Source organism: Desulfobulbus propionicus DSM 2032, from assembly GCF_000186885.1.
Taxonomy (GTDB): domain Bacteria; phylum Desulfobacterota; class Desulfobulbia; order Desulfobulbales; family Desulfobulbaceae; genus Desulfobulbus; species Desulfobulbus propionicus.
The window spans coordinates 1,538,462-1,561,166 of record NC_014972.1 but is presented as its reverse complement, the minus strand read 5'-3'; the positions used below and the strand labels follow the sequence as shown (position 1 = coordinate 1,561,166).

20 protein-coding genes are annotated in these 22,705 nt (G+C 61.7%); 12 read left to right on the top strand and 8 right to left on the bottom strand.

The features are described from left to right. Nucleotides 1–116: 116 nt before the first annotated feature. Nucleotides 117–1,397 carry a sulfate adenylyltransferase gene (gene sat / locus DESPR_RS06835; RefSeq protein ID WP_015724077.1) on the bottom strand — a complete coding sequence of 427 codons (1,281 nt, stop codon included), beginning with the start codon at nt 1,395–1,397 and terminating at the stop codon, nt 117–119. Between the two features lie 316 nt (nt 1,398–1,713). On the opposite strand from sat, the gene DESPR_RS06830 reads away from it, so the two are divergent. Genes DESPR_RS06830 through DESPR_RS06825 form a run of 3 tightly spaced genes read left to right on the top strand, consistent with a single transcriptional unit; the run spans nt 1,714 to nt 3,307 of the window. Then, nucleotides 1,714–2,094 (top strand): winged helix-turn-helix domain-containing protein, encoded by a 381-nt coding sequence (locus DESPR_RS06830; RefSeq protein ID WP_245529492.1) that lies wholly within the window; start codon nt 1,714–1,716, stop codon nt 2,092–2,094. Further along, nucleotides 2,091–2,255, top strand: a complete 165-nt coding sequence (locus DESPR_RS18445) for a hypothetical protein (RefSeq protein ID WP_015724075.1) — start codon at nt 2,091–2,093, stop codon at nt 2,253–2,255. Before DESPR_RS06830 ends, DESPR_RS18445 begins: the two co-directional genes overlap by 4 nt. Beyond that, nucleotides 2,252–3,307: a TOBE domain-containing protein gene (locus DESPR_RS06825; protein WP_015724074.1), complete on the top strand. Its 1,056-nt coding sequence runs from the start codon at nt 2,252–2,254 to the stop codon at nt 3,305–3,307. The genes DESPR_RS18445 and DESPR_RS06825 overlap by 4 nt, the downstream gene beginning before the upstream one ends. A 121-nt stretch (nt 3,308–3,428) precedes the next feature. On the opposite strand, the gene DESPR_RS06820 is transcribed toward DESPR_RS06825, so the two are convergent. Both DESPR_RS06820 and DESPR_RS06815 read right to left on the bottom strand, forming a co-directional pair. Beyond that, nucleotides 3,429–6,077: a DEAD/DEAH box helicase gene (locus DESPR_RS06820; protein ID WP_015724073.1), complete on the bottom strand. Its 2,649-nt coding sequence runs from the start codon at nt 6,075–6,077 to the stop codon at nt 3,429–3,431. 9 nt (nt 6,078–6,086) lie between these two features. Continuing rightward, nucleotides 6,087–7,676: a site-specific DNA-methyltransferase gene (locus DESPR_RS06815; RefSeq protein ID WP_015724072.1), complete on the bottom strand. Its 1,590-nt coding sequence runs from the start codon at nt 7,674–7,676 to the stop codon at nt 6,087–6,089. Between DESPR_RS06815 and DESPR_RS18440 the strand changes: the two genes are divergently transcribed. Then, complete coding sequence (locus DESPR_RS18440) at nt 7,675–7,902, top strand: hypothetical protein (RefSeq protein WP_169701553.1); 228 nt, start codon at nt 7,675–7,677, stop codon at nt 7,900–7,902. The genes DESPR_RS06815 and DESPR_RS18440 overlap by 2 nt on opposite strands. A gap of 17 nt (nt 7,903–7,919) precedes the next feature. On the opposite strand, the gene DESPR_RS06810 is transcribed toward DESPR_RS18440, so the two are convergent. Further along, the gene (locus DESPR_RS06810) at nt 7,920–8,219 is read right to left on the bottom strand and encodes a transcriptional regulator (RefSeq protein ID WP_015724071.1); all 300 of its coding nucleotides are present in this window, start codon (nt 8,217–8,219) and stop codon (nt 7,920–7,922) included. 361 nt (nt 8,220–8,580) lie between these two features. Between DESPR_RS06810 and DESPR_RS17170 the strand changes: the two genes are divergently transcribed. Next, nucleotides 8,581–11,073 (top strand): PAS domain S-box protein, encoded by a 2,493-nt coding sequence (locus DESPR_RS17170; protein ID WP_015724070.1) that lies wholly within the window; start codon nt 8,581–8,583, stop codon nt 11,071–11,073. Between the two features lie 18 nt (nt 11,074–11,091). Here DESPR_RS17170 and DESPR_RS06800 read toward each other — a convergent pair whose 3' ends face one another. Then, nucleotides 11,092–12,621, bottom strand: a complete 1,530-nt coding sequence (locus DESPR_RS06800; protein ID WP_015724069.1) for a YifB family Mg chelatase-like AAA ATPase — start codon at nt 12,619–12,621, stop codon at nt 11,092–11,094. Further along, a complete protein-coding gene (locus tag DESPR_RS06795; protein ID WP_169701552.1) occupies nt 12,606–13,367 on the bottom strand; it encodes a tRNA1(Val) (adenine(37)-N6)-methyltransferase in 762 nt (253 codons plus the stop codon). Before DESPR_RS06795 ends, DESPR_RS06800 begins: the two co-directional genes overlap by 16 nt. Nucleotides 13,368–13,562: 195 nt before the next feature. Here DESPR_RS06795 and queD point away from each other — a divergent pair, with 195 nt between their 5' ends. The 3 genes from queD (at nt 13,563) to tviB (ending at nt 15,973) form a co-directional block, all read left to right on the top strand. Continuing rightward, nucleotides 13,563–13,931, top strand: coding sequence for a 6-carboxytetrahydropterin synthase QueD (gene queD, locus DESPR_RS06790; protein WP_015724067.1), 369 nt, complete (start codon nt 13,563–13,565; stop codon nt 13,929–13,931). Then, nucleotides 13,921–14,592: a radical SAM protein gene (locus DESPR_RS06785; protein ID WP_015724066.1), complete on the top strand. Its 672-nt coding sequence runs from the start codon at nt 13,921–13,923 to the stop codon at nt 14,590–14,592. The genes queD and DESPR_RS06785 overlap by 11 nt, the downstream gene beginning before the upstream one ends. Nucleotides 14,593–14,695: 103 nt before the next feature. Next, a complete protein-coding gene (tviB, locus tag DESPR_RS06780) occupies nt 14,696–15,973 on the top strand; it encodes a Vi polysaccharide biosynthesis UDP-N-acetylglucosamine C-6 dehydrogenase TviB (RefSeq protein WP_015724065.1) in 1,278 nt (425 codons plus the stop codon). A 31-nt stretch (nt 15,974–16,004) separates the two neighbouring features. Here the strand turns inward: tviB and DESPR_RS06775 are convergent, their stop codons facing one another. Then, nucleotides 16,005–17,351: an FAD-dependent oxidoreductase gene (locus DESPR_RS06775; RefSeq protein WP_015724064.1), complete on the bottom strand. Its 1,347-nt coding sequence runs from the start codon at nt 17,349–17,351 to the stop codon at nt 16,005–16,007. Nucleotides 17,352–17,662: 311 nt separating this feature from the next. Between DESPR_RS06775 and DESPR_RS06770 the strand changes: the two genes are divergently transcribed. Next, entirely contained in the window at nt 17,663–18,916 is a 1,254-nt protein-coding gene (locus DESPR_RS06770; RefSeq protein ID WP_015724063.1) for a hypothetical protein, read from the top strand. Between the two features lie 62 nt (nt 18,917–18,978). On the opposite strand, the gene DESPR_RS06765 is transcribed toward DESPR_RS06770, so the two are convergent. Further along, complete coding sequence (locus DESPR_RS06765) at nt 18,979–19,893, bottom strand: sulfite exporter TauE/SafE family protein (RefSeq protein WP_015724062.1); 915 nt, start codon at nt 19,891–19,893, stop codon at nt 18,979–18,981. A gap of 495 nt (nt 19,894–20,388) precedes the next feature. On the opposite strand from DESPR_RS06765, the gene DESPR_RS06760 reads away from it, so the two are divergent. From DESPR_RS06760 to DESPR_RS06750, 3 genes are read left to right on the top strand one after another with little or no spacing between them, the layout of a single operon-like run. Then, complete coding sequence (locus DESPR_RS06760; protein ID WP_015724061.1) at nt 20,389–20,664, top strand: 4Fe-4S dicluster domain-containing protein; 276 nt, start codon at nt 20,389–20,391, stop codon at nt 20,662–20,664. A 21-nt stretch (nt 20,665–20,685) separates the two neighbouring features. Continuing rightward, a complete protein-coding gene (locus tag DESPR_RS06755) occupies nt 20,686–21,831 on the top strand; it encodes a 2-oxoacid:acceptor oxidoreductase subunit alpha (RefSeq protein ID WP_015724060.1) in 1,146 nt (381 codons plus the stop codon). Nucleotides 21,832–21,835: 4 nt separating this feature from the next. Continuing rightward, nucleotides 21,836–22,684, top strand: a complete 849-nt coding sequence (locus DESPR_RS06750) for a 2-oxoacid:ferredoxin oxidoreductase subunit beta (RefSeq protein ID WP_015724059.1) — start codon at nt 21,836–21,838, stop codon at nt 22,682–22,684. Nucleotides 22,685–22,705 lie beyond the last annotated feature (21 nt).

Here is a 22,705-nt window from a genome sequence, read left to right as displayed (position 1 = left end):
GGAAAAATCGTTTGACGTCCGTACCGCGCCCCGCTCTTCTTTTCAATAAAAAAAGGAGATGCCGCCCAAGGCGACATCTCCTTTCGTATGCAGAGCCTCAGAGAACTGAGACGGTCTTACATGGCAGCGCCGGAAGCGGCACCCTGCATCTTGACCTCAACCTTCTCGGTCAGGCCGGCATAGTACTTGCGGAGGCGAACCAGAACTTCCTCGCGACCGAAGTGGTCAACAACCGGCTGACCCTCGGAGAGAGCCTTACGCAGTTTGGTACCGGACAGGATGACGCGATCCTCTTTGGTATGCGGGCAGGTACGCAGAGAAGCCATACCATCGCATTTGTGGCAGTAGAAGGTCCAGTCGATCTTCATCGGCTTGCAGAGCAGGTCTTTGGAAGGATCGCCGGTGTAGGGGATGCGATCAAAAATCTGCTGTGCCTCGAACAGGCCGTAGAAGTCACCAACGCCAGCGTGGTCACGACCGATCAGCATGTTGTTGACACCATAGTTCTGACGGAAGGTGGCGTGGAGCAGGCCTTCGCGAGGACCGGCATAACGCATGTCAAGCGGATACCCAGCGTTGATGACGTTCTCTTTGACGAAATAGTTGTCGATCAGGATCTTGATGGCTTCAACGCGCACGTCGGCAGGAATGTCGCCGGGCTTCAGGTTACCGACCAAGCTGTGGATCAGAACGCCGTCACAAACCTCGATGGCGATCTTGGCCAGGAACTCGTGGGAACGATGCATCGGGTTACGCAGCTGGAGAGCGGCAACGTTGGCCCATCCACGCTCTTCAAACATAGCGCGGGTCTCGGCAGGTTTCAGGTATACACCCGGATACTCTTTCGGATACTCACCCTCGGAGAGTACTTTAACCGGACCGGCCAGGTTGAACTCTTTCTGAGCCAGAACCATGATAACGCCGGGATGATCTTTGGGGGCGACTTCCCAGAATTTATCGTCAGCAGACTCTTCGCCTTCGCCCTTGAATACTTTCTCGCACTCCCAACGCTTGTCGGCTTCGGTCATCTCGTATTTCTCGGTGACCTTCATGGTTGCGTAGGTCTCGCCTTTGTTAACCAGAGCGATCTCGTCGCCAACGTTGATGCCGGCAGCGTCCGCAGCGGAAACGTCCAAGGTGATCGGTACCGGCCAGAAGGTGCCGTCAGCCATCTGGAAATTCTCACAAACGCCTTTCCAGTCAGCTTTGGTCATGAAACCGCTCAGCGGAGAGAAACCGCCGATACCCATCATGATCAGGTCGCCCTTGGCGCGATCGGAGACTTGTACCTGCTTCAATCCAGCGGCTTTCTTCAACTCTGCTTCACGTGCGGCACCTTCAAGCAGGGCACAAACAAGACCTTTTCCGCCATGGGGCGCTACCAATTTTGAACTCATAATTTTTTCCTCTCTGGTTTTATTCTTGTGAGAACATTCAACCTACGTAAATTCCGGACAGGATTGCCGGATCTGGTCCTACACGGAAAACTGAACCAGCATTCAGTCATGCGGGATATTTATAAGGCAAACCAAGGAAAGTCAAGAAAAAAAATTCATGAGAATGATCAACGAAAATGATGATAATGGTCAATATTTCCCACGAAAGCATGTGCCGATCGTATTAGGTCTTGCGGGGGTTCCGGTCGCCTCGCTACTATGGGCGCACACCAGTGACGATGGCTGGCCACCTTTTCCATTACCTTCACAATCATTCATGCCCAAAGCAAAAAAATCCCAGGAAGAAAACGCCATGGCCGCCGGCCGAATGCGCAGCGGCGTCCAGATCAAGGGCCGCCTATGGATCGAGAACAACGGCGAGACCTACCTCTCCTGGGGGCGGATCGTTCTTCTTGAGCGGATCGATGAATACGGCTCGGTGTCCGCCGCCGCCAAATCGATGCAGATGAGTTTCAGCCATGCCTGGCACCTGGTGGAGAACATGAACGCGCTCGCGCCCGAGCCCCTGGTGGAAAAGCAGGCCGGCGGCAGGCAGGGTGGCGGGGCCTGGCTGACCGAGGCGGGCAAACAGGCGATCCGTGACTTTTGGCGGTTGGTGGACCGCTTCCAACACTGGGTTGATCAGGAACATCTGTGAGCGATATTTTGCATCCCCATTTTTTTACCGCCACGGCCTCCTCACCGGCCACGGTTCGCCTCCAGCCCCCCGACAGCGGCAGGCGCGGCTCCGGTCTGGCCAATCCGCCCTGCTCCCGCAACGTGGCGGCCAGCACCAAGCGCATGAAACAAACCAGATGAAGCAGCAACCCCTCTCCGGGCAGGACATGCGTGCCGTGCCCATCGACCAATCGCCTTGCCTGGACACGGTCCAGCTGGCCCAACTGGAACAGTCCTTTCGCCGCTGGGTCGAGGAGACGCCGCGGTGCGACGTCCGCCTCGCCCGCCGCCGGATCCTGCTGGTGTTCCTGCTCATCCGCTATACCGGCGCCAAGCTGAGCGAGGTCCTCGCCCTGGATCCGTTTGCCGACATCGAGGCACAGACCGTGTGCATCCGCGATCTCGATGGAGCGGAACCCTGCCAACGCTCCGTCACCATCTCCGCACAGTTGAGCCGGGAAATCAGGGAGACCCTGGCGGACCCGGATTTCCGCAGTTCCTTGGACAAACTTTTTTGCGTGGACCCCGCCTTTGTCCGCCGCAAATTCTACGAGCGCGCCGAGGCCTGCGGCTTTGACAAGCGCTTGGGCGGCCCGGAGATGATCCGCCGGGCGCGGGCGGTGGAGCTGGTGCGCGGCAACATGCCCCTGCCGGCGGTGCAGAAGCTGCTTGGCCACTCAACTCCCAACCTGACCACGGCCCATGTCTCGTTTTCCGACGAGGAACTGCAACGGGTGACCAAGCTGTTCATGGAGCGGGAATCGACCCGCAAAACCAGCGCCAGAAATGCCTTCTTTGGCAAGATCACCGACGTGCAACGCGGCGATATCCAGGCGCGGGTGACTTTGGTCAACCTTGGCGGCTATCAGGTGACTACCCTGATCACCCTCGAAAGCCTGGAGCGGTTAGGTCTGCGGCCGGGCAAACTGATCACGGCCGAGGTCAAGGCCCCCTGGGTGGTGCTCCAGGGCGGCACGGACCTGCCGGCATGCAGCGCCGACAATTGTTTTCAGGGCGAAGTGGCGCGGATCAACCGGGGAACCGTCAGCTCGGAATATCTGCTCCGCCTTGCGGACGGCACGGAGCTGTGCGCCGTGGTGTCCACCAGTGGCGGCGCGGTGCTCGATCTGGCCATCGGCGACCGCGTTTGGGCCCTGTTCAGCTGCTTTGCCGTCACCCTGCACGCCGATTGACGGCGGTGCGCCCCTTTGCCCCCTCCTCCCGCAGCTCCAGTTCACGCATTGATTCAGGCACGATCCGGGTGATCAGCCGTATGCGTGCCGCGCACACCCCGCCCGACCCGCAAACCTAGGCTCAAAGGTTGGCGATCACCGGCACCAGGGCATCGAGCCGGTAGGCCCCCTCGACGGGATTGGTGTCAAACACCATGAAGTAGCGAAAATCGTTGCCCGCCTTGTTCGCCCAAGCCTGACCGAGTTTGAGTTTACGGCTGGAATCGGAGTTGTCCCGGTCGTCGCCCTTGGCCTCGATCAACAGGGTCTTGCCGTTTTTGGTGCGCACCAGAAAATCGGGATAATGGTTGATACAGCCGTTGATACAAAACCCCTTGCGCTCGATGATCTTGTGCCAAAACAGGATGTTGTCCAGATTGGCGACCTCGTTGATCACCTTTGCCTCCCAGGAATTGAGCTGCCCCTCGGACGAATACAGGCTTGCCGGAATAGCCGGGGCAACGGCCACTGGGGCAATCGACTCGGGCAGGGCATAGCTTGCCTGCATCTCAATTCTGTCCGCCGCCAGCCACTGATAAAAAACAGTCTCCGCGTGATCTGTGGCCAGGGCCGTTATCTTCTCCTTGATTTTGTCGCGGTAGCTATATTCACGTATGCGGTTCAGGCATTCATGGATGTGGTCCGGGTGCATATCATCCACAATTCGTTGCACGTATTTTTTTATCTCCTGATCGCCAAAGGGCCGCATATTACCGATCAACCCACACAGCCGTTGAACAATTTCCCGTTTTTGCGGTTCGGGAGGCAACGCCACCAAATACTCGGCCAGCCGTTCCCGGCTTGCATGCTGGAGTTTCCAGAAACGGGGTTTGTAATCATGCTCGCCCACTTCCTCCAAGTCGATCCGGTACGCCTCCCCTTCGATTGCCTGAAAATCGATCCGGCTATCGGCCTGGCTAAGGCGATACCCTTGTAACAGCTCTTCTTTGTTGAGGAGAGTCGCGCCGTCGCCAAACAGGCTCATCCCCGGAACCCGGATGAAAAACTGCGGTAAACGGAGAGTGACGGCAAGCGGGGCAAATTGGGCGACCATGCCGAATATATTCATTTTTTCCCTCACCTCCAGCGGAACCGTCTCAGCGGCGCTTTGCGCGGCCTGTTGTTCGTATGCCCTGCTTTCCTTGTCCGCCTGGGCCAGTATCGCCTGAACAGCGGTATCCGGGGCGGACGCCTCGCCCAGCCCAACAGTGGAATCCGAGGACCCTGTCAGGCTGTCCGGCCATTCGACGGCTTCCCTCTCCGCACTGTTCACCTCCGGCTGCTGTCCATCGGCAACCGGCGGATCGAACAAGCCCTGCTGCCGGGGCGCGGGGGCATGTCCCTGTGGTTCGGCTTCCACGGTTGCCATATCCGTGGCCCGCATATCCTTTTTGGAAAAACCGGCTTGATTGAGTCCGGCGACAATCCTGTCCAGGGTGGTGATGAAATCAGCGGAAGAGGCCAGAACGTACGAATTGTTGAGCAGGTTGTTGTGCTGACGCCGGGCATAGGGTTGCCGCAAGACCCGGCCGACAATCTGCTCCACGTCCACTCGGGAATGGCGGTTGGCGATGGTGGCCAGAATATAGGCAAAGGGGCAGTCCCAGCCTTCCTTGAGCGCATTGACGGTGATGATGTAGCGGATGGAACATTCGGGCGAAAGAAGGCTGATATCTTTGAGCTCGTCGATATTTGCCGTTTTTATCGCAATCTCTTCTTCGCTGATGCCCAGATGGATCAGCCGTTTCCTGATGTCGTCAAAGGTGGTCCGGTCTTCGTCGCCGGTATTCGATTCGGCCTGAAAGAGGACAATCGGCCGGATGTAGTCGCCGCCCGCCTGTTGTTCCGTCCGTGCCTGCTGTTCCAAACTGTTGCGCAACTGGATGGCGTTGCCGATCACCTCCTTGCTGGAGCGGTGGTTGTAGACAATCACCGGCAGCTTGACCATGTGACAGGTCTTGAGCTGCGCCGCATCGACGTAGCTGATGATATTGCTGTCCGTCCTCGGGGTGGCGGTGAGGTCGAGAATCAGGCTGGGGTTGAAATTGGCGAGCATCTCCTTGCTCAAGATCGAACCGGCATTGTGGCTTTCGTCGACAATACAGACCGGGTTCATGGCGCGGATGACATTGATCAGGGCCGATTCATCGACGCCGGTCAGGCATTCTTCGGCCTGCATCCGATGGGTGAAGGAAGCAAGGAACGTATTTTCCTGGTAGGCTTTGCGGCCCTCCTTGTTGCTGGTGCGGAACGAGGCGTAACTGAGCACGAAAATATTGAGATGTTCATGCACGCTGGCGGGGTTGAACCCGGCGCCCTGCAACAGCTCGTCCTTGGTGTACACCCGCACCCGGCCGTTGAACAGGGTGTCGAGCTTGCGGCGGTAGGGGTGGCGCGGGCTGCCCAGGCTCCGCTCGGTCTGTTCGAGGATGGCGTTGGACGGCACCAGCCAGACCACGGCCCGGGGCACCGGCCGGGCATAGACGCTCAAGGCGTCAAAGATGGTTTTGATCGCATTGGCGGCGATGAAGGTTTTGCCGCCGCCGGTGGGTACCTTGATGCACAGATGCGGCACGCCCTTGATGGTGTCGCGATAGGCCTCCGGCCGGGCAATACCGCGCTCCTGCCAGTACCGGGCAAAGGCCTGGCGCAGGTCGCCCAGTCGTTCCACCTCCGCCAAGAAATCGGCGAGGTCGCGGATTACCTGTTGTTGATAGGGCAGCAGTTCCATGCGGTACCTTTAGAAGCGGGAGATGTCCCGGGGAATTTTTTTGAACAGGATGTGATGGTGCTGCATGAACGCCTCGTCGAGCAGACACGAGTCGGCATAGATGAGATAGCTCTCGTTTCTGCGGGTGAGGGTGGCGAGGAATTCCAGGTTAAGCACCGTGGGCCGCTCCGGGTCGTCATAGAAATAGTAGCCGGTGCGGTCGCGTTCGCCCAGCCAATGGGGATGCTCGCCCGCCTCCGCACCCGGCAGCCCTTCGGAGCGGGCCACATAGTCGCGGAGGGCCGCCCGATCGAGGTTTGGGTTGAGAAAGCCTTCGTCGTCAAAGACCCGCTCGCCCAGGGTGCAGTAGGTGAAGCCGCCGCCGGTGCCGGCCACGGCCTTGCTGCCCTCGCCATACCCATTGATCACCCGCTTGATCCGCTCGGCCGTGATGGTCTCGGCATAGTCCATCATCTCGATGAGGATGAAGGTGCGGTTGCCGCCGTCCTGGCGGTTGAGGTTGAGCACCGCGTGACCGGTGGTGCCCGAACCGGCAAAGGAATCGAGGATAATGGCATCTTTGTCGGTGGCGATGTGGAGAATGCGGTCGATCAGCCGGGTCGGCTTGGGGGTGACAAACACGTCGGCCGAGGTGGCGAAATCGAGTACCGCCAGCAGTTCCTTCTTGGCGTCCTGGGTGTGGCCGACTTCCTGGTACGGCCATAGGGTTTGCGGCACCACGCCCTGTTTGACATCGGTGAGAAATCGCTTGATCGCCGGTACATTGTCACCGGTCCTGCCCCACCAGATACGCTTATCCCGGTCCATTTCCAGGAATTTTTGCTGTGATACTCGCCAATACATTCCTGTGGGCGGGCCGTCGATGACCCGGCCCGAGGGACAGGTGATGGCATAGGTGCCCTCGCCGTAATAATTCCGGGCGGAAAGGTCGCTCGCCTTCCAGGGACCGCGCGGGTCGTGGTCGTAGTTCTTGTAGGCCTTGTTCTGCGCCTCGGTGCGCGGCATGGGGTTGGGCACCCATTGGCTGGCATTTTTCGCGTACACCATGATGAAGTCATGGTCTTCGGAAAAATGACGGGCCGAATTTTTCGGAGAATAGACCTTTTGCCAGATAACGGTGGTGATGAAGTTCCGCTGGCCGAAAATCTCGTCCATGACCGCCCGCAGATGGGCCTGCTCGTTGTCGTCGATGGAAATCCAGATGCTGCCGTCCTCGGCCAGCAGCCGCCGGAGCAGCTGCAACCGCGGATACATCATGCACAGCCACTTGTCGTGGCGGCACAGATCCTCGCCGTCCTTGCCCACCACCTGGCCGAGCCACTTGACGATCTGCGGCTCATTGACGTTGTCGTTGTACACCCACGACTCGTTGCCGGTGTTGTAGGGTGGATCGATGTAGATGCAGCGGATGCGGCCCTCGTACTCGGGCAGCAGCGCCTTGAGCGCTTCCAGGTTGTCGCCGTGGATGATGGTGTTGCCGGTGGAATTGACGCCGTCCGCGTCGCCGTTGAAGGCAAAATGCCGCTTCAGCACCCGTACCGGCACTTCGAGGTGATGGTTGATCACCTGTTCCTTCCCTTTCCACATCAACTCAGGCATGACGATCGTTTCCTTTGTCCGTTGGACAACAATGCAGGCCCGGACGCCATCAAGCCTGCCGGGGGACGCGCAGGGCTGGCGGCGACGGGTTAAAAAAGGCGGCCACTGGGGCGGCAATCGCCAAGTGATACTCAACAAAGGCTTGTATTTCAAGAGATTGTTCGAGAAAACCGGGCAGCGCGCACACATGGCGCGTGCGAATCGGCCAACCAAGGGCAACGGCTGAAAAGCGGCGGCGTTCTTTCACCCGATACCGTAACGCGGGCGGCGGATATGGGTCTTTTTGCAGCGGGGGCAGCGGCCGGGCGGTTGGGGCCGGGCGCGTTTCTCGAACACGAAGCCGCAGCTCAGACAGACCGGCGGTTCGATCACCAGCCGCCGCCCCTCGGCCCTGAGGGTGCGTTCGACATGAACCAAATGCTCGTAGATCTCGCGTTCGCTCTGGTGCAGCTCCTGGGAAAGCTCCCGCACCCCCTGGGGTCCCTCGCCAAGCAACTCGATCAGCTGCCGGCGGATACTGCCCGCCGCCTTGTTCGCCTCCATATCCCCTCCTCCCCGATCCACGCGAAGCGACCTGTCCCAAACCACCGAACAGCCGCGCATCACTGACCCGCCACCAGTGTAGCCTCCCGTGGAGCCCTTGGAAAGCCTATACTTTTCGTTTGTCCTCGGGTAGGATGGAGCCGGTATATTGGTGTCCTCGCCGTCGCCCCCCTCAACATTGATCAACCGCCATGCGCCAGAGGATAGTGATCGCATCGTTTTTTCTCCGGCCCGTCAGGCATCACGACCCGCCGCGGCCCGAACACGCGGGTCATCCGGCCGCGGGTCGTGCCGTCGTCCGCTCCACACCGGTCGCCCTGGATGTTTCCGTGGACCATCGCCTCCCGCCGGGAGGCAGCAGATGAAATTCCGCCGCATTCGATCCCAACCGCTGTCGGAAAGCGTCAAGACGATCCTACTGTCGCTCGGCCTGGTCCTGCTGTGGTTCTTGTTTGCCGACCAGGCCACGGCCTTTCTCTTCAGGGAGGAACCGTCGCCCCTGATCCGCCAGACCTCGGGCTGGTGGGCGCTGGTCGGCGCCACCGGCGTGCTGCTCTTGTTCGTTTCCCGCAAAACGATCCGGCGGCTGGCCACGTCCCGCAGACCCCGCGCGGACAACGGCCGCTATCTCGACAGCATTTTCCGCGCCTCGCCCACCGGTATCGGCGTGGTCAGCAATCGGGTCATCCTGACCGTCAATGACCGGCTGTGCGCCATGACCGGCTACAGCCGGGAAGAGCTGATCGGTCGCTCAACCCGCATCTTCTACCCCAGCGACGCCGAGTACCAGGCCGTGGGCAGCGAAAAATACGAGCAGATCAGCCAAACCGGTATCGGCACGGTGGAAACCCGCTGGCGGCGAAAGAACGGCACCCTGCTCGATATCCTTCTCAGCTCGTCCCCCATCCTCGCCGATCGTCTGGCGGAGGGAGTGACCTTCACCGCCCTGGACATCACCGCCCTCAAGCAGACGGAACGATCGCTGCGGGAAAATGAACACTACTACCGCACCCTGATCGACCTGGCGGTGGACGGCATTCTCCTGGGCACCCGGGAAGGGGTGATCATCGACAGCAACAATCAGATGTGCGCCATGCTTGGCATGGAGCGCGAGGCGCTGATCGGCCGGCATGTCAGCGAGCTGCCCTTCACCGAGGCAAGCCTGGCCGAAAGCCCGTTTCGCTTCGATCTGCTGCGACAGGGACAAGTGGTGCTCAGCGAGCGGGTCCTGGTGCGGCCGGACGGCAGGCAACTGTTCGTGGAAATGCGCACCAAGATGATGCCCAATGGCACCTACCAGTCAATCTACCGCGACATCAGCCAGAGAAAGCAGGCCGAAGCCGATCTGGAGCGGCTCAGGGTGGCGATCGAGCAGGCCGGCGAGGTGGTGGTGATCACCGATGTCGAGGGCGCCATCCAGTACGCCAATCCAGCCTTTGTCCGGGTGACCGGCTACGCGGTGTCGGAGGTGGTCGGCCAGAATCCGCGCATCCTCAAAAGCGACGCCCATGACCAGGCCTTCTACAAGACCCTGTGGGAAACCATCGTCGGCGGGCGCACCTGGAGCGGCCAGCTGATCAACAAACGCAAGGACGGCACCCTGTATACCGAGGAGGCCACCATTTCCCCGGTTTTCGATGACCACGGCGCCATTGTCAACTTCGTGGCCATCAAGCGGGACATCACCGCCCAGCTCAAACTGGAGGAACAGTATCTGCAAGCGCAGAAAATGGAATCCGTCGGTCGGCTGACCGGCGGCGTGGCGCACGATTTCAACAACCTGCTGGCGGTGATCATCGGCTACTGCGAAATGGCCCTGCAAAAAACCGCTGACCGGCACGCCGTGCATGAGGATCTGCGCAACATCCACCTGGCGGCCAACCGCTCCGCCGATATCGTCCGCCAACTGCTGGCCTTCTCCCGCAAGCAGCCCATCGATCCCAAAATCCTTGACCTCAACGAGGTGGTCGAGGGCATGCTGCCCATGCTGCGCCGGCTGATCGGCGAGGATATCGAACTGATCTGGTCGCCCCAGGCCGGGCTGCCGCCGATCAACATCGACCCGGCCCAAATCGACCAGATCCTGGCCAACCTCTGCGTCAATGCCCGCGACGCCATCAGGGGGACGGGAACCATCACCCTGCGCACGGCAACCATCGTGGCGGACGCGGCGTTCCGCGCCGCGCATCCCGAGGCCATGGAGCGGGATTACGTGGTGCTCTCGGTCGCCGACGATGGCTGCGGCATGGAACCGGAGCTGCTCGGCAAGGTGTTCGAGCCGTTTTTCACCACCAAGGGCGCACTGGGCACCGGGCTCGGCCTGGCCACGGTGTACGGCATTGTCCAACAGAACCAGGCATTGATCGCCACGGACAGCGAACCGGGCAGGGGCACGACCTTTTCCGTTTACCTGCCCGTGCATGCGGGGGAACAGGCGCCGGGACGGCGGGAACAGCCAGAACCGGTCCTGCCGGGAAACGGCGAGACCCTTCTGCTGGTCGAGGATGACCAGGGAATCCTCGACGTGGCCCGCACCATGCTTGACGCCCTGGGGTATGGAGTCCTGAGCGCTCAATCCCCGGGCGAGGCGCTGCGGCTGGCCGCGCGGCATGAAGGCAAAATCGATCTACTGCTCACCGACGTGATCATGCCGGAAATGAATGGCAGGGAATTGGCCCGGCAGCTCACCGCCATGCGACCCGGCATGAAGCTGCTCTACATGTCCGGCTATACCGCCGAGGCAATCGCCCAGCGCGGGATGCTTGATCAGGAGGTCGATTTTCTGCAAAAGCCCTTCCGGTTCGAGGAATTGTCCCGAATCATCAGAAGGGTGCTGGACGGGGAGACACCTTGAACCCTGCCCTGCACGACTTCACAAATCGTACTGGACCCGGCGGTACTGGATAGCTTCGGCAATATGGGCCGTGGTCGGCGTGTCGACGCCGGCCAGATCGGCAATGGTGAGGGCGATCTTGAGGATGCGATGGTAGGCCCGGGCGGACAATCCCAGGCTGGTGATCGACCGGTTGAGCAGCTCGGCCGAGGCCCCATCGAGACGGCAGAACTTCTTCACCTCCTTGGCGCTCATCTGGGCGTTGCAGTAGAGCCGCGCCGCACCGGCAAAACGCCGGCGCTGGCGCGTTCGCGCCCGGTTGACCCGCGCGCGGATGGCGTGTGAGGGTTCGCCGCTCGGCTGGTCGATGAGCTCCTTGACCTGCACCGCCGGCACCTCGATGTGCATGTCGATCCGGTCCAGCAATGGCCCGGAAAGCCGGCTGCGGTAGCGCTGCACCTGGAGCGGGGTGCAGGTGCAGGCCCGGATACGGTCGCCGAGATAACCGCACGGGCAGGGATTCATGGCCCCCACCAGGGTGAACCGGGCCGGAAAGCTGAGGCTGGTGGCGGCCCGGGCAATGGTCACCGTGCCGTCTTCCAGCGGCTGGCGCAGCACCTCGAGCACATGTTTCTTGAACTCCGGCAGTTCGTCGAGAAAAAGCACCCCGTTGTGGGCCAGGGAAACCTCGCCGGGGCGGGGAATCTGGCCGCCGCCGATCAGACCGGCATCGGACACGGTGTGATGCGGCGCGCGGAACGGCCGGGTGGTGAGCAGCGGCGTCTTTTCCGGCAACAGGCCGGCGGTGGAAAAGATCTTGGTGGTCTCGATGGCCTCTTCCAGGGTCAGATCGGGAAGGATGGTCGGCAGCCGCCGGGCCATCATGGTTTTGCCGGTCCCGGGAATGCCGGTCAGCAGGATGTTATGTCCGCCAGCCGCGGCGATTTCCATGGCCCGCTTGGCATATTCCTGGCCCTTGACATCGGCGAAATCGACCGCGTAGCCCTCGTGGCGGGCAAAGAGTTCGGCCGGATCGATGGCCAGGGGTGCAAGCGCGGTCCGGCCGGCAAGAAAGTCCACCGCCTGGTCCAACCGCTCGATGGCGTAAACCGCCAACCCCTGGACAATGGCCGCCTCGGCCGCATTGGCCGCGGGCACGAGAAAACGGCGAATCCCCTCCTGGCGGGCGGCCAAGGCCATGGGCAGCACGCCGGGCACCGGCCGGACCGAACCGTCGAGCGACAGTTCGCCGGCAATGGCGGTTTGTTCAAGCGGATCAGGGGGCAGCAACCCGCCGGCGGCGAGAATGCCCAGGGCGATCGGCAGATCGTAGCCCGTGCCCTCCTTCTTGACCGAGGCTGGCGCAAGATTAACGGTGATCCGCCGCTGCGGGAACTCGTACCCCGTGTTCTTGATTGCCGCCCGCACCCGGTCCTTGGCCTCGCGCACCGCCCCCTCGGCCAGGCCGACGGTGGAGAACGACGGCAGTCCCTGGGCCAGATCGACCTCCACCCGCACCGCCAGACCGTCGACCCCGGCCACCGCGCAGCTGATCACCTTGGCCAGCATGGGTCCTCCCGGTACAGGGCCAGCATGGCCGGCGTATATTCGCCGTTCTTCCGCTCGTAGAGATAAAAAGGGGACAGGATATCGATCTGTTCGCCGCCGTTCTTCATCGCCTCGACCAACACCAGCCGGGCATTGTCCGTGCCAGGGTAGGAATAGACGGGTTGCAGCCGTTTGGGCGTCAGCCGGTGGGTGTGCAGGGCCTGCAACAGGGTGTTGCAGCGCCGGGCTGGATAGACAAACACCACCCGCCCCCGATTGCGCACGCAGAAGGCGGCGGCGCGGACAAAATCCGCCAGGGTGCCGCTCACTTCATGCCGTGCCCGGGCAGCCTGCCGATCCTGGTTGACGCGGCCGCTGTCCGGCCTGCCATAAGGCGGATTGCACACCACCCAATCAACACTTTCCGGCGGCAGGACCTCCCCCACGGTGCGCACGTCGCCGCGGACCACCCGCAACCGGTCGCCAAAGCCGTTGAGCCGGCTGTTTTCTTCTGTTAGGGCGGCGAGCTCCTCCTGTAGTTCCAGGCTGACAACCGCAATGTGCGCATGACGGTGGGCGAGGATCAGGCCTATCACCCCGCAGCCACACCCCAGATCGAGCAGCCGCTCCCCGGCCCGGGGCGCGGCAAAATGGGCGGCGAGCACCGCGTCCACGGAAAAACGGTAACCATCCACGCTCTGACGGCAGATCAGCCGGCCGTCAAAGAGGGTATCGTTGCTGCTGGGGCAGGCCTGGGATCGCGGCACGAGAAACTCCCTGGAAATGGACACAAGCCCGCCTTCCGGCTGGTCAAGCAGGCGCTTTCCTGCTACACTCCGCCGCCTGCGGCAAAGGGGGGTGGACAGATCAGCGATTCTGTTTACCATTTCACCAGGATGCCGCGCAAGCCGGTTTTTTTCTGGTCCTCTTCGCTTTTTCCCTCAATATCCAAGGAGTACACCATGGATGTGTTCATCAAGACCCATTTTTCCGGGGGCCACCACCTCCGCGCCTACCCGGGCAACTGCGAGAATCCCCATGGCCACAACTGGAAGGTCAAAGTCACGGTCCGGGCCTCCCAGCTCGATCAGCTCGGCATGGGCATCGACTTCAAGCAGCTGAAACAAACGGTCAATGCCGTGGTTGACGAACTCGACCACCGCGACCTGAACGAGCACCCGGCCTTCCGAGAGATCAACCCTTCTTCCGAACACATCGCCATGTTCCTGTTCGACAGTCTCAGGCCGCGGCTCACGACCGAACGCTACCGCCTGTACAGCGTCGAAGTGCGGGAAACGGATTCCACCGGCGTGATCTATTATGGTGACTGAGCCCCTGCTGGTTTGCGAACGCTTTTATTCCATCCAGGGCGAATCGACCCGGGCCGGTCTGCCCTGCCTGTTCGTGCGGCTGGCCGGCTGCAATCTCCGTTGCAGCTATTGCGATGCCCGCTACACCTGGGAGGAAACCGGCGAAACCATGACCGTGGACGAAATTCTCGCCTGGGCCGAGCAGTATCCCGGCGTCATGGTGGAAGTCACCGGCGGCGAGCCGCTGCGCCAGAACGGCGTCTATCCGCTCATGCGGAACCTGCTTGCCGCCGGCCTCACGGTCCTGCTGGAAACCAATGGCAGCCTGCCGCTGTGCGGCGTGCCGGAGGAAGTGGGGATCGTCATGGACATCAAATGCCCGGATTCGGGCATGGCGGCTCACAACCTGGCCGACAACCTCGACCTGCTGCGGGAACGGGCCCGGCGGCAGTGCCGCGACGAGATCAAGTTCGTGCTCAGCTCGGTCGATGATTTCCACTGGGCCCGGCAGGTGGTGACGCGCGAACGGCTCGACCGGCTGCTGCCGGTCCTGTTCTCGCCGGTGCGCCCTCTGCTGGACCCGGCCCTGCTCGCCCAGCTGCTGCTCGACCACCGGCTCAACGTTCGCCTGCAGCTGCAACTGCACGCCCTGCTCTGGCCCGATCGCGCCCGCGGTGTCTGAAGAACGAAAAAGGCCTTTGCGAACACCCCGGTTCGGCCTATACTCCTTGAAACAAATCAAGCAGCTAGCCCCGCTCTTCTTCACCCCCTCTAAGGAAATGCCCATGCCCGTTCTGGAAAATAGCCGTATCGGCATCATTGGTCTTGGTTATGTCGGCCTGCCCCTGGCCGTGGAATTCAGCAAGAAAGTCCCGACCGTGGGCTTTGATCTCAAGGCGCAGCGAATCGATGAGTTGCGGCGCCACATCGATGTCACCCGCGAGGTTTCCAGCGAAGAGCTCAGGCAGGCGGGGGAACTGCACTATACCTGCGATATCGAGGAATTGCGGCCCTGCAACGTGTTTATCGTCGCCGTACCGACCCCGATCGACACCAACAAGCGGCCCGATTTCACCCCCCTGATCCGGGCCTCGGAAACCGTGGCCAAGGTGCTGAACAAGGGCGACGTGGTTATTTACGAGTCCACCGTCTATCCGGGGGCCACCGAGGAAGTCTGCGTGCCGATCCTGGAACGGGACAGCGGCCTGGCGTTCAACCGCGACTTTTTTGCCGGCTACAGCCCGGAGCGGATCAACCCCGGCGACCACGAGCACCGGCTGCCGACGATCATGAAGGTCACTTCCGGCTCGACTCCGGAAATCGCCGACTTTGTCGACGCCCTCTACGGCCTGGTGATCACCGCCGGCACCTTCAAGGCCAGTTCCATCCGGGTGGCCGAGGCGGCCAAGGTGATCGAGAACACCCAGCGCGACGTCAACATCGCCCTGATCAACGAGCTGGCCCTGATTTTCAACCGTCTGGGCATCAACACCCATGAAGTGCTCAAGGCGGCCGGCACCAAGTGGAACTTCCTGCCCTTCCGCCCCGGCCTGGTCGGCGGTCACTGTATCGGCGTCGATCCCTACTATCTGACCCACAAGGCCCAGGAGGTCGGCTACCATCCGGAGATGATCCTGGCCGGCCGCCGGCTCAACGACGACATGGGCCGCTACATCGCCTCGGAAACGGTCAAGCTGATGCTCAAGCGCCGCATCCACGTAGCCGACGCCCACATCCTCGTTCTTGGCCTGACCTTCAAGGAGAACTGCCCCGACCTGCGCAACACCCGGGTGATCGACATCATTGACGAACTGGGAACCTTCGGTGCCAGGGTCGAGGTCCACGATCCCTGGGTGGATCAGGACGAAGCCCGGCGCCTGTACGGGGTCACCATGATCGACCCCCCGTCCCAGGGCCGCTACGACGCGGTGATCCTGGCCGTGGCCCACCGGGAATTCGCCACCCTCTCCGCCGAACAGCTGCGGGCCCTGTGCAAACCCGCGGCGGTAATCTACGACGTCAAGAGCACCCTGCCCCCGGAGGCGGTCGACGGCTGCCTCTGAATCCGACGAGCCCTTCCGAAACGAAACAGGCTCATCCCTTCAACTGCTTGACGAGCTGATTGGCTGCGGTCAGCAGCGGGTCCCAGGTGGGGCCGAAAGGCGGGGCATAGGCGAGGTCGCTCTGACTGAACTCGGCCACCCCCATCCCGGCCAGCAGGGCCACGGCCACGGCATTGATCCGGTGGGCCACCTGATCAATGCCGGTCATCTGCGCGCCGAGCAGACGGCCGCTAGCCCGGTCGCCAACCATGGACACATACACCGGCTGGGCCCCGGGATAGATGCCGGCCCGGGATTTGGACCTGATCTGCACCCGGACCGGATCAAACCCGGCCCCCCTCGCCTCGGCCTCGTTGAGGCCCGTGCGCGCCACCTGCATGGCAAAGACCTTGAACACCGCGGTGCCGGCCACGCCCGGCAACTCCACCTGCTGGCCGCAGACATTGTCGGCCACGGCCCAGCCGGCCCGATTGGCGCGCAGGGCCAGCGGAATCCAGGTTTTCTCACCGGTAACGATGTGGTAGCTGTCGGCGCAGTCGCCGGCGGCATAGATGGCCGAATCAGAGGTGCGTAGCCCCCGGTCCACCGCGATCGAGCCTCCGACACTCACGTCAAGTCCGGCTTCACGGGCCAGGGACGCGTTGGGGGTCACGCCGATGGCCGCGATCACCACATCGGCCTCCAGCCGCAGTTCCCCGGCTATCACCCGCAGCTGTTCACCCTCGGCAATGATGCGCTCGATCGGGTAGCCGTCATGCACCCCCACGCCCCGAGCGACCAGCAGTTCCCGCACCGGTTGGGACAAGGCGGGATCGAGCCAGGGCAGCAGACCGGCCCTCGGTTTGATCAGATCCACCGCCAATCCTCGTTCGCTCAGGGCCTCGGCCATTTCCAGGGCGATGTAGCCCATGCCGACGATCACCGCCCGTTTCGCCTGCCGGTCGCGGAGAAAGGTCTTGATCCGCCGGCCATGCTCCAAATTCTTGACCACGAACACGCCGGACAGGTCCATGCCCTCGATCGGCGGCTTGATCGGATCGGCGCCGGTGGCGATCAGCAGCCGATCATAGGCGACCGTGAACGGCTCCCCCCCGGCGGTCCGGCCGGCAACCGTCTTGCCGGCCCGATCGATGTGCTCCACCCGATGGCCGGTCCGCAGGTCAATGCCCTGCTTTTCGCGGAAGGCGCGCGCGCTGCGGACCACCAGATCCTCCATTTCCCGACGCGGATCGGCGATGTTGTACGGAATGTTGCACGCGCTGTAGGACACGTCCCGCCCCTGCTCCAGCACGATGATTTCCATGCCGGGGTCGTTGCGCCTGGCCCGACTGGCCGCGCTCATGCCGGCGGCATCACCGCCGATGATCACAAATCGCATCTTGTCCTCCTTCGGTTGGGGGTCCGCGGGCCGATGCCGACCGGCCCGCATGCTTGCTGGTCACAATAGGACCGGAAAAGAAGAATGTCAAAACAAGGTTGTGCCTCTCCCCGCCCCTGGCCGGATGCCGGTCCATCCGGCAGCGGCCGTCGATTACGGTACTTTGCCTCCTGTTCCCGGATCGACGCCAACAAGTGCTTTATCTTCCCCGCCTCTTCCTTTACAGTAAACACCGATCACGCCGGTAGCCGAACCCCGACAGCTCGGCCAGCTCCGGTCATCCCGACAACCCTCTTTTCCTTGCCATGCCCATGAACACACCACCCCGCCTTTTTGCTGCCATTCCCCTGCTCGCCCTGTTCCTGTCCCTGTACACCGCAAGCCATGCCGCCCAAGCCGACAGGACCATGACCCTCAACCCGGCCACCCCCACGCCCAGCCGCTTCGTGGTCCGGGGGCACACACTGGTTGACGCTCGCGCCCCGGACACCCCGATTTTTTTCCGTGGCATGGGCTACTCGCCCTTTCTTCCCGGCGAAACGCCGGTACGCGGCGCCCAACCCGGCAACGACAACCGCTACAACGATCATCTGACCCTGATCAAGGCGATGAATGTCAATTATCTCCATGTGTTTCCCCGGCTGATGCCGCCCAATTTCTTCGCCGCCCTGGACAAGACCGACCTGGTCTACGGCCAGGATGTATGGATCTGGGCCTATGAGGAGGATTTCCTCGCCCCGGCCTTCCAGGCCAAGACCCTCAACGACATCAAGGAGGTGATCGATCACACCTACAAGGTGGGCCGCCCGGATCGGCTGGTGCTGTTTTCCATTGGCGACGAACTCCAGGCCAAGTGCGTCAAATCAACCAATCAACGCCACCCCGAGGTACGCGAGTACAAAGGCAAACACCTGCACGTCACCAACCGCACGCCCACCGAGGTGGCCATGGCCAAGCTGGTGGACGAGGCCATGGACTATGAGCTGACGCGCTACGGCCAACGCCATCTCTACTGCCATACCAGCTGGACCCACATCGGTCCGATCGCCGACCGACCAGACCTGGAGGTCAGCCGCAAGGACATCCTCGTGCCGGACATGGGGGATCTGATCTGCCTCAACGTCTACACCTATGCCAACGGCGTGCGCACCTCCCCGCCCGGTTCAGTGACCGGGACAACCTACCAGGGCTATCTGGAACAGTTGGCCAGGGAATCGAAACAGCCGATCCTCATCACCCAGGTGGGCCTGTCGACCTCCCCCTTCGAACCCAAACCCTGGGTGCCGGGATTTGGCGGCCACAAGATCGAGGACGTGCCCGCGACCTTTACTTCGGTCTGGCGGGATATCCGCACCGCCGCAGGCAAGGAGCGCTTCAGCGGTCTGGTTTTCTTTGAACTGCAGGACGAGTGGTGGAAGAGCGCCAAGGGACCGGAGGAGTCCCTGCGCCAGGATGCGGACGATCCGGAACAGTGGTTCGGAGTCTACAGCGTGGGCAAGGATCACGGTCTGGTTCCCAAGGGCGCCATTCCGGCGACCGTGGGCCAGCTGTTCGCCCAACCCTGAACAGCATCGAGCAGCGGAAAACAGGCAGGCGGCCTTGGACATCGGTCCAGAGCCGCCTGTTGTTATTTGAGGAATTCGAGGATGTACTTGAGGGCCGTGCCCAGCATGATGACCACCAGCATCCCTTTGATCGCCCGTGCGGGAACGAATTTCTGGCAGCGGGCCCCCAGATACATGCCGGCCATGCCGCCCAGGCCAAAGAGAATGCCGAGCAGCCAGTCCGGGGCCACCGAGAGCTGCGGATAAAGCGGCGCGATGGCCGTGTAGAAGACCACGCCGGCCACCGAGGTGACGAAGGTGCCCATCAGAGCCGCCCCGGCCACGGTGTAGACCGGCAGGCCGAAAAAGGTAACGAGAAAGGGAGCGATGATCGCGCCGCCGCCAATACCGTAGATGCCGCCGATGATACCGACGATGAAGCAGAGGACGCCTATTCCCATGACCGACACATCGTAGGATTCTCCCTGAAAAGTATAGCCGATCCGCTTCAGGTTGCGATGGGTAATGGTCACCGTGGTCCCTGGGTTGCCGTAGGTGGCGGCCAATGGACCGCCCTTGGAGGCGGCTGCCGCCTCGGCAGGTCGTCGGCGCAGATCCTTGATCATCTTGAGGGCGATATAGAGAATGACCACGGCGGCGAACAGCTTGAAATGTCGTGGGTCGCGCAAGCCGGTCACCCGCACCACGGCGCCGATCAGCACCCCGGGCAGAGTACCGATCACCACCGCCCAAGCCAGGGGCCAGACCATCCGCCCCTCCTTGCAGTAGCGGTATACACCCGAAGGGATGGCGACGATATTGTACAACTGGTTGGTGGAACTGACCGATGGGTGGGTGTAGCCAAGCACCGACAGCTGGAAGGGTAAGAGGAGAAAGGCCCCGGAAATGCCGCCCATGGAGGTGAAAAAGGAAATGACAAAGGCAACGAGGGGCGGGAGCCACGGATCGACGGTGATGCCGGAGAGGGGAAACAGCATGGGCGTCTCCTTGAAAGGTGAGGGGGTGGGCAACACAAACACGATAGATTTTATTTTCGTGTCAATATACCAGGTCTGAAAAAAACAGCAACCCGCAACAAGACAACCCGGTCCTTTTTATGCGCCGTGAAAACTTCGGCACCCACAAGGAGCACACCCCAGCCAAACGGACAGGCCACAACCGGTTGTTTCCCGTCTGTCGCGATACGGACGGTCAATACCCGTCCTCGCCGCGTGCCGGTCCGCTGGAAGCCCATGGCCACCAAAACAGAGCACAGGAGAAAAATCAGAGACACCGTCGACAAAAATCCGACCGTGTCTCAACTTTCCCCCGCCTCTTTCGTTTCCGCCCTTGACATCTACATCTATTTCCAGTTTAGTTGCAGGCTTGGGAGTGCGGAGGCCATCCAGTCTCCTGTTTTTCCTTCGCGGCAATCCTTTCTCCCGCCGTGACAACGGCACGAAGGCAACCCTTACCACACACAGGCAGGCAACATGGCATTTTGGCGAGTACCTCTTGACGCCCAGGACATCCAAGTCACCCGGGGCACGGTGTACATCATCGACGACCGATGCAAGGGCTGCGGCTACTGCATCGAGTTCTGCCCCAAGGACATCCTCCAGTTTTCCGACAAGTTCAACCGCAAGGGGTACCACCCGCCGGTGGTCACCAAGCCCGGCGAATGCGTCAACTGCCACTACTGTGAGATCATCTGCCCCGAGTTCGCCATCTATTCGGTGGAGACCGAGCCAGCAGCCGTTTCCAAATAATTTTTCCGCGAGAGACCTGATATGAAACCTGCCGTGCTTACCGGCGAACATTACATCACCGGCGACGTGGCCTGCGCCGAGGGGGCCATCGCGGCCGGATGCAAATTCTTCGGCGCCTATCCGATCACCCCGGCCACCGAGATCGCCGAACACATGGCCGAACGCCTGCCCGACATCGGCGGCACCTTTATCCAGATGGAAGACGAGATCGCGGCCATCGCCTCGATTCTCGGCGCGGCCTGGACCGGGGTCAAGTCAATGACCGCCACCTCGGGCCCCGGATTCAGCTTGATGATGGAGAACCTGGGCCTGGCCGTGTGCACCGAAACCCCCTGCGTGATCGTCAATGTGCAGCGCACCGGCCCGTCCACCGGCCTGCCCACCCAGACCGGCCAAGGCGACATGATGCAGGCCCGCTGGGGCTCGCACGGCGACTACGAACTGATTGCCCTGGCCCCCTCCTCGCCCCAGGATTGTTTTTACCAGACCATCCGCGCCTTCAACCTGAGCGAGAAATACCGGGTGCCGGTGCTGCTCATGGCCGATGAAATTGTCGGCCACATGAGCGAGAAGGTGGTCATCCCCGAAGCCAGCAAGATCCGCCTGATCGACCGGCCCAAACCCACCGGCCGCAAGGACCGGTTCAGGCTGTACGAACCGGGAGCCAACGGCGTGGCCCCCATGCCAGCCATTGGTGACGGCTACAACATCCACGTGACCGGCCTGACCCACGACGAGCGCGGCTACCCTTCGATGACCGTCGAGGCCCAGGAAGAGATGATGGCGCGGATCAAGGGCAAAATCCGCAATAACCTCGACGACATCATCGAGACCGAGAGTTACCGGATGGAGGATGCCGACATCGTCATCGTCAGCTACGGCATCTCGGTGCGCACCGGCCTGAGCGCGGTCGACCAGGCCCGGGCCATGGGCTACAAGGCCGGACTGTTGCGGTTGGTCACGGTCTGGCCCTTTCCCGAAAAGCTGATCCGCGAGATCGCGGCCCGGGTCAAGGGCTTCATCACCGTGGAAATCAACCTCGGTCAGGTCCACTACGAGGTCGAGCGTTGTGCCGGCGGCCAAGCCCAAGCCTATCTGGTCGGCAGTGCCGGCGGCAAAATCATTCACCCGGACAAGGTGCTGGAGTGCATTCAGGAGAAATTTTAAGCTTATGACCACCAATCCGAAAAAATTGGCCAAGCAGCCCGAACATCCGCTGGACGACCTGATCCGCACCGACCGCATCCCCCATATCTGGTGTCCGGGTTGCGGCATCGGCACGGTGTTTTCTTCGTGCCTGAGCGCCATCAAGGCCACCGGCATCCCCTACAACAAGTTCACCATGGTTTCGGGCATTGGCTGCTCGGCGCGTGGAGCCGGGTACATCAAGCTCGACTCCTTTCACACCACCCACGGCCGGGCCATTCCCTTTGCCACCGGCATCAAGATGGCCAACCCGGAGCTCAAGGTGATCGTCTTTTCCGGTGACGGCGACCTGTTCGCCATAGGCGGCAATCACTTCATCCATGCGGCGCGGCGCAACATGGACCTGACCGTGATCTGCGTCAACAACCTGACCTACGGCATGACCGGCGGCCAGGTGGCGGCCACCACGCCGAGCATGGCCAAATCGACCACCACGCCGCTGGGCAACCCGGACGCGCCGTTCAACCTGCCGCTGCTGGCCTATGCCGCCGGCGCCTCCTATGTGGCTCGCTGGACCATTCTCCAGACCCGGGACCTAACCACGGCAATCAACGAAGCCATCAGCCGCAAGGGATTTTCCTTCATCGAGGTGCTCTCGCCCTGCCCCATCAATTACGGCCGGCGCAACAAGGAAAAGCCCCTCGATACCCTCAAACTCTACCAGGATCGGACGATCATCAAGAACGGTGCCGATCCGGCCCAGGCGGACATCGATTTCGCCAAGGGGGTGGTGATCGGCACGTTCATCGACATCGATCGCACCACCTGCGACGATCGGTACAATCAAATCTGCCGTCCATGCAACGACGATTGATCCTTTTCTCTTCTCCATTCC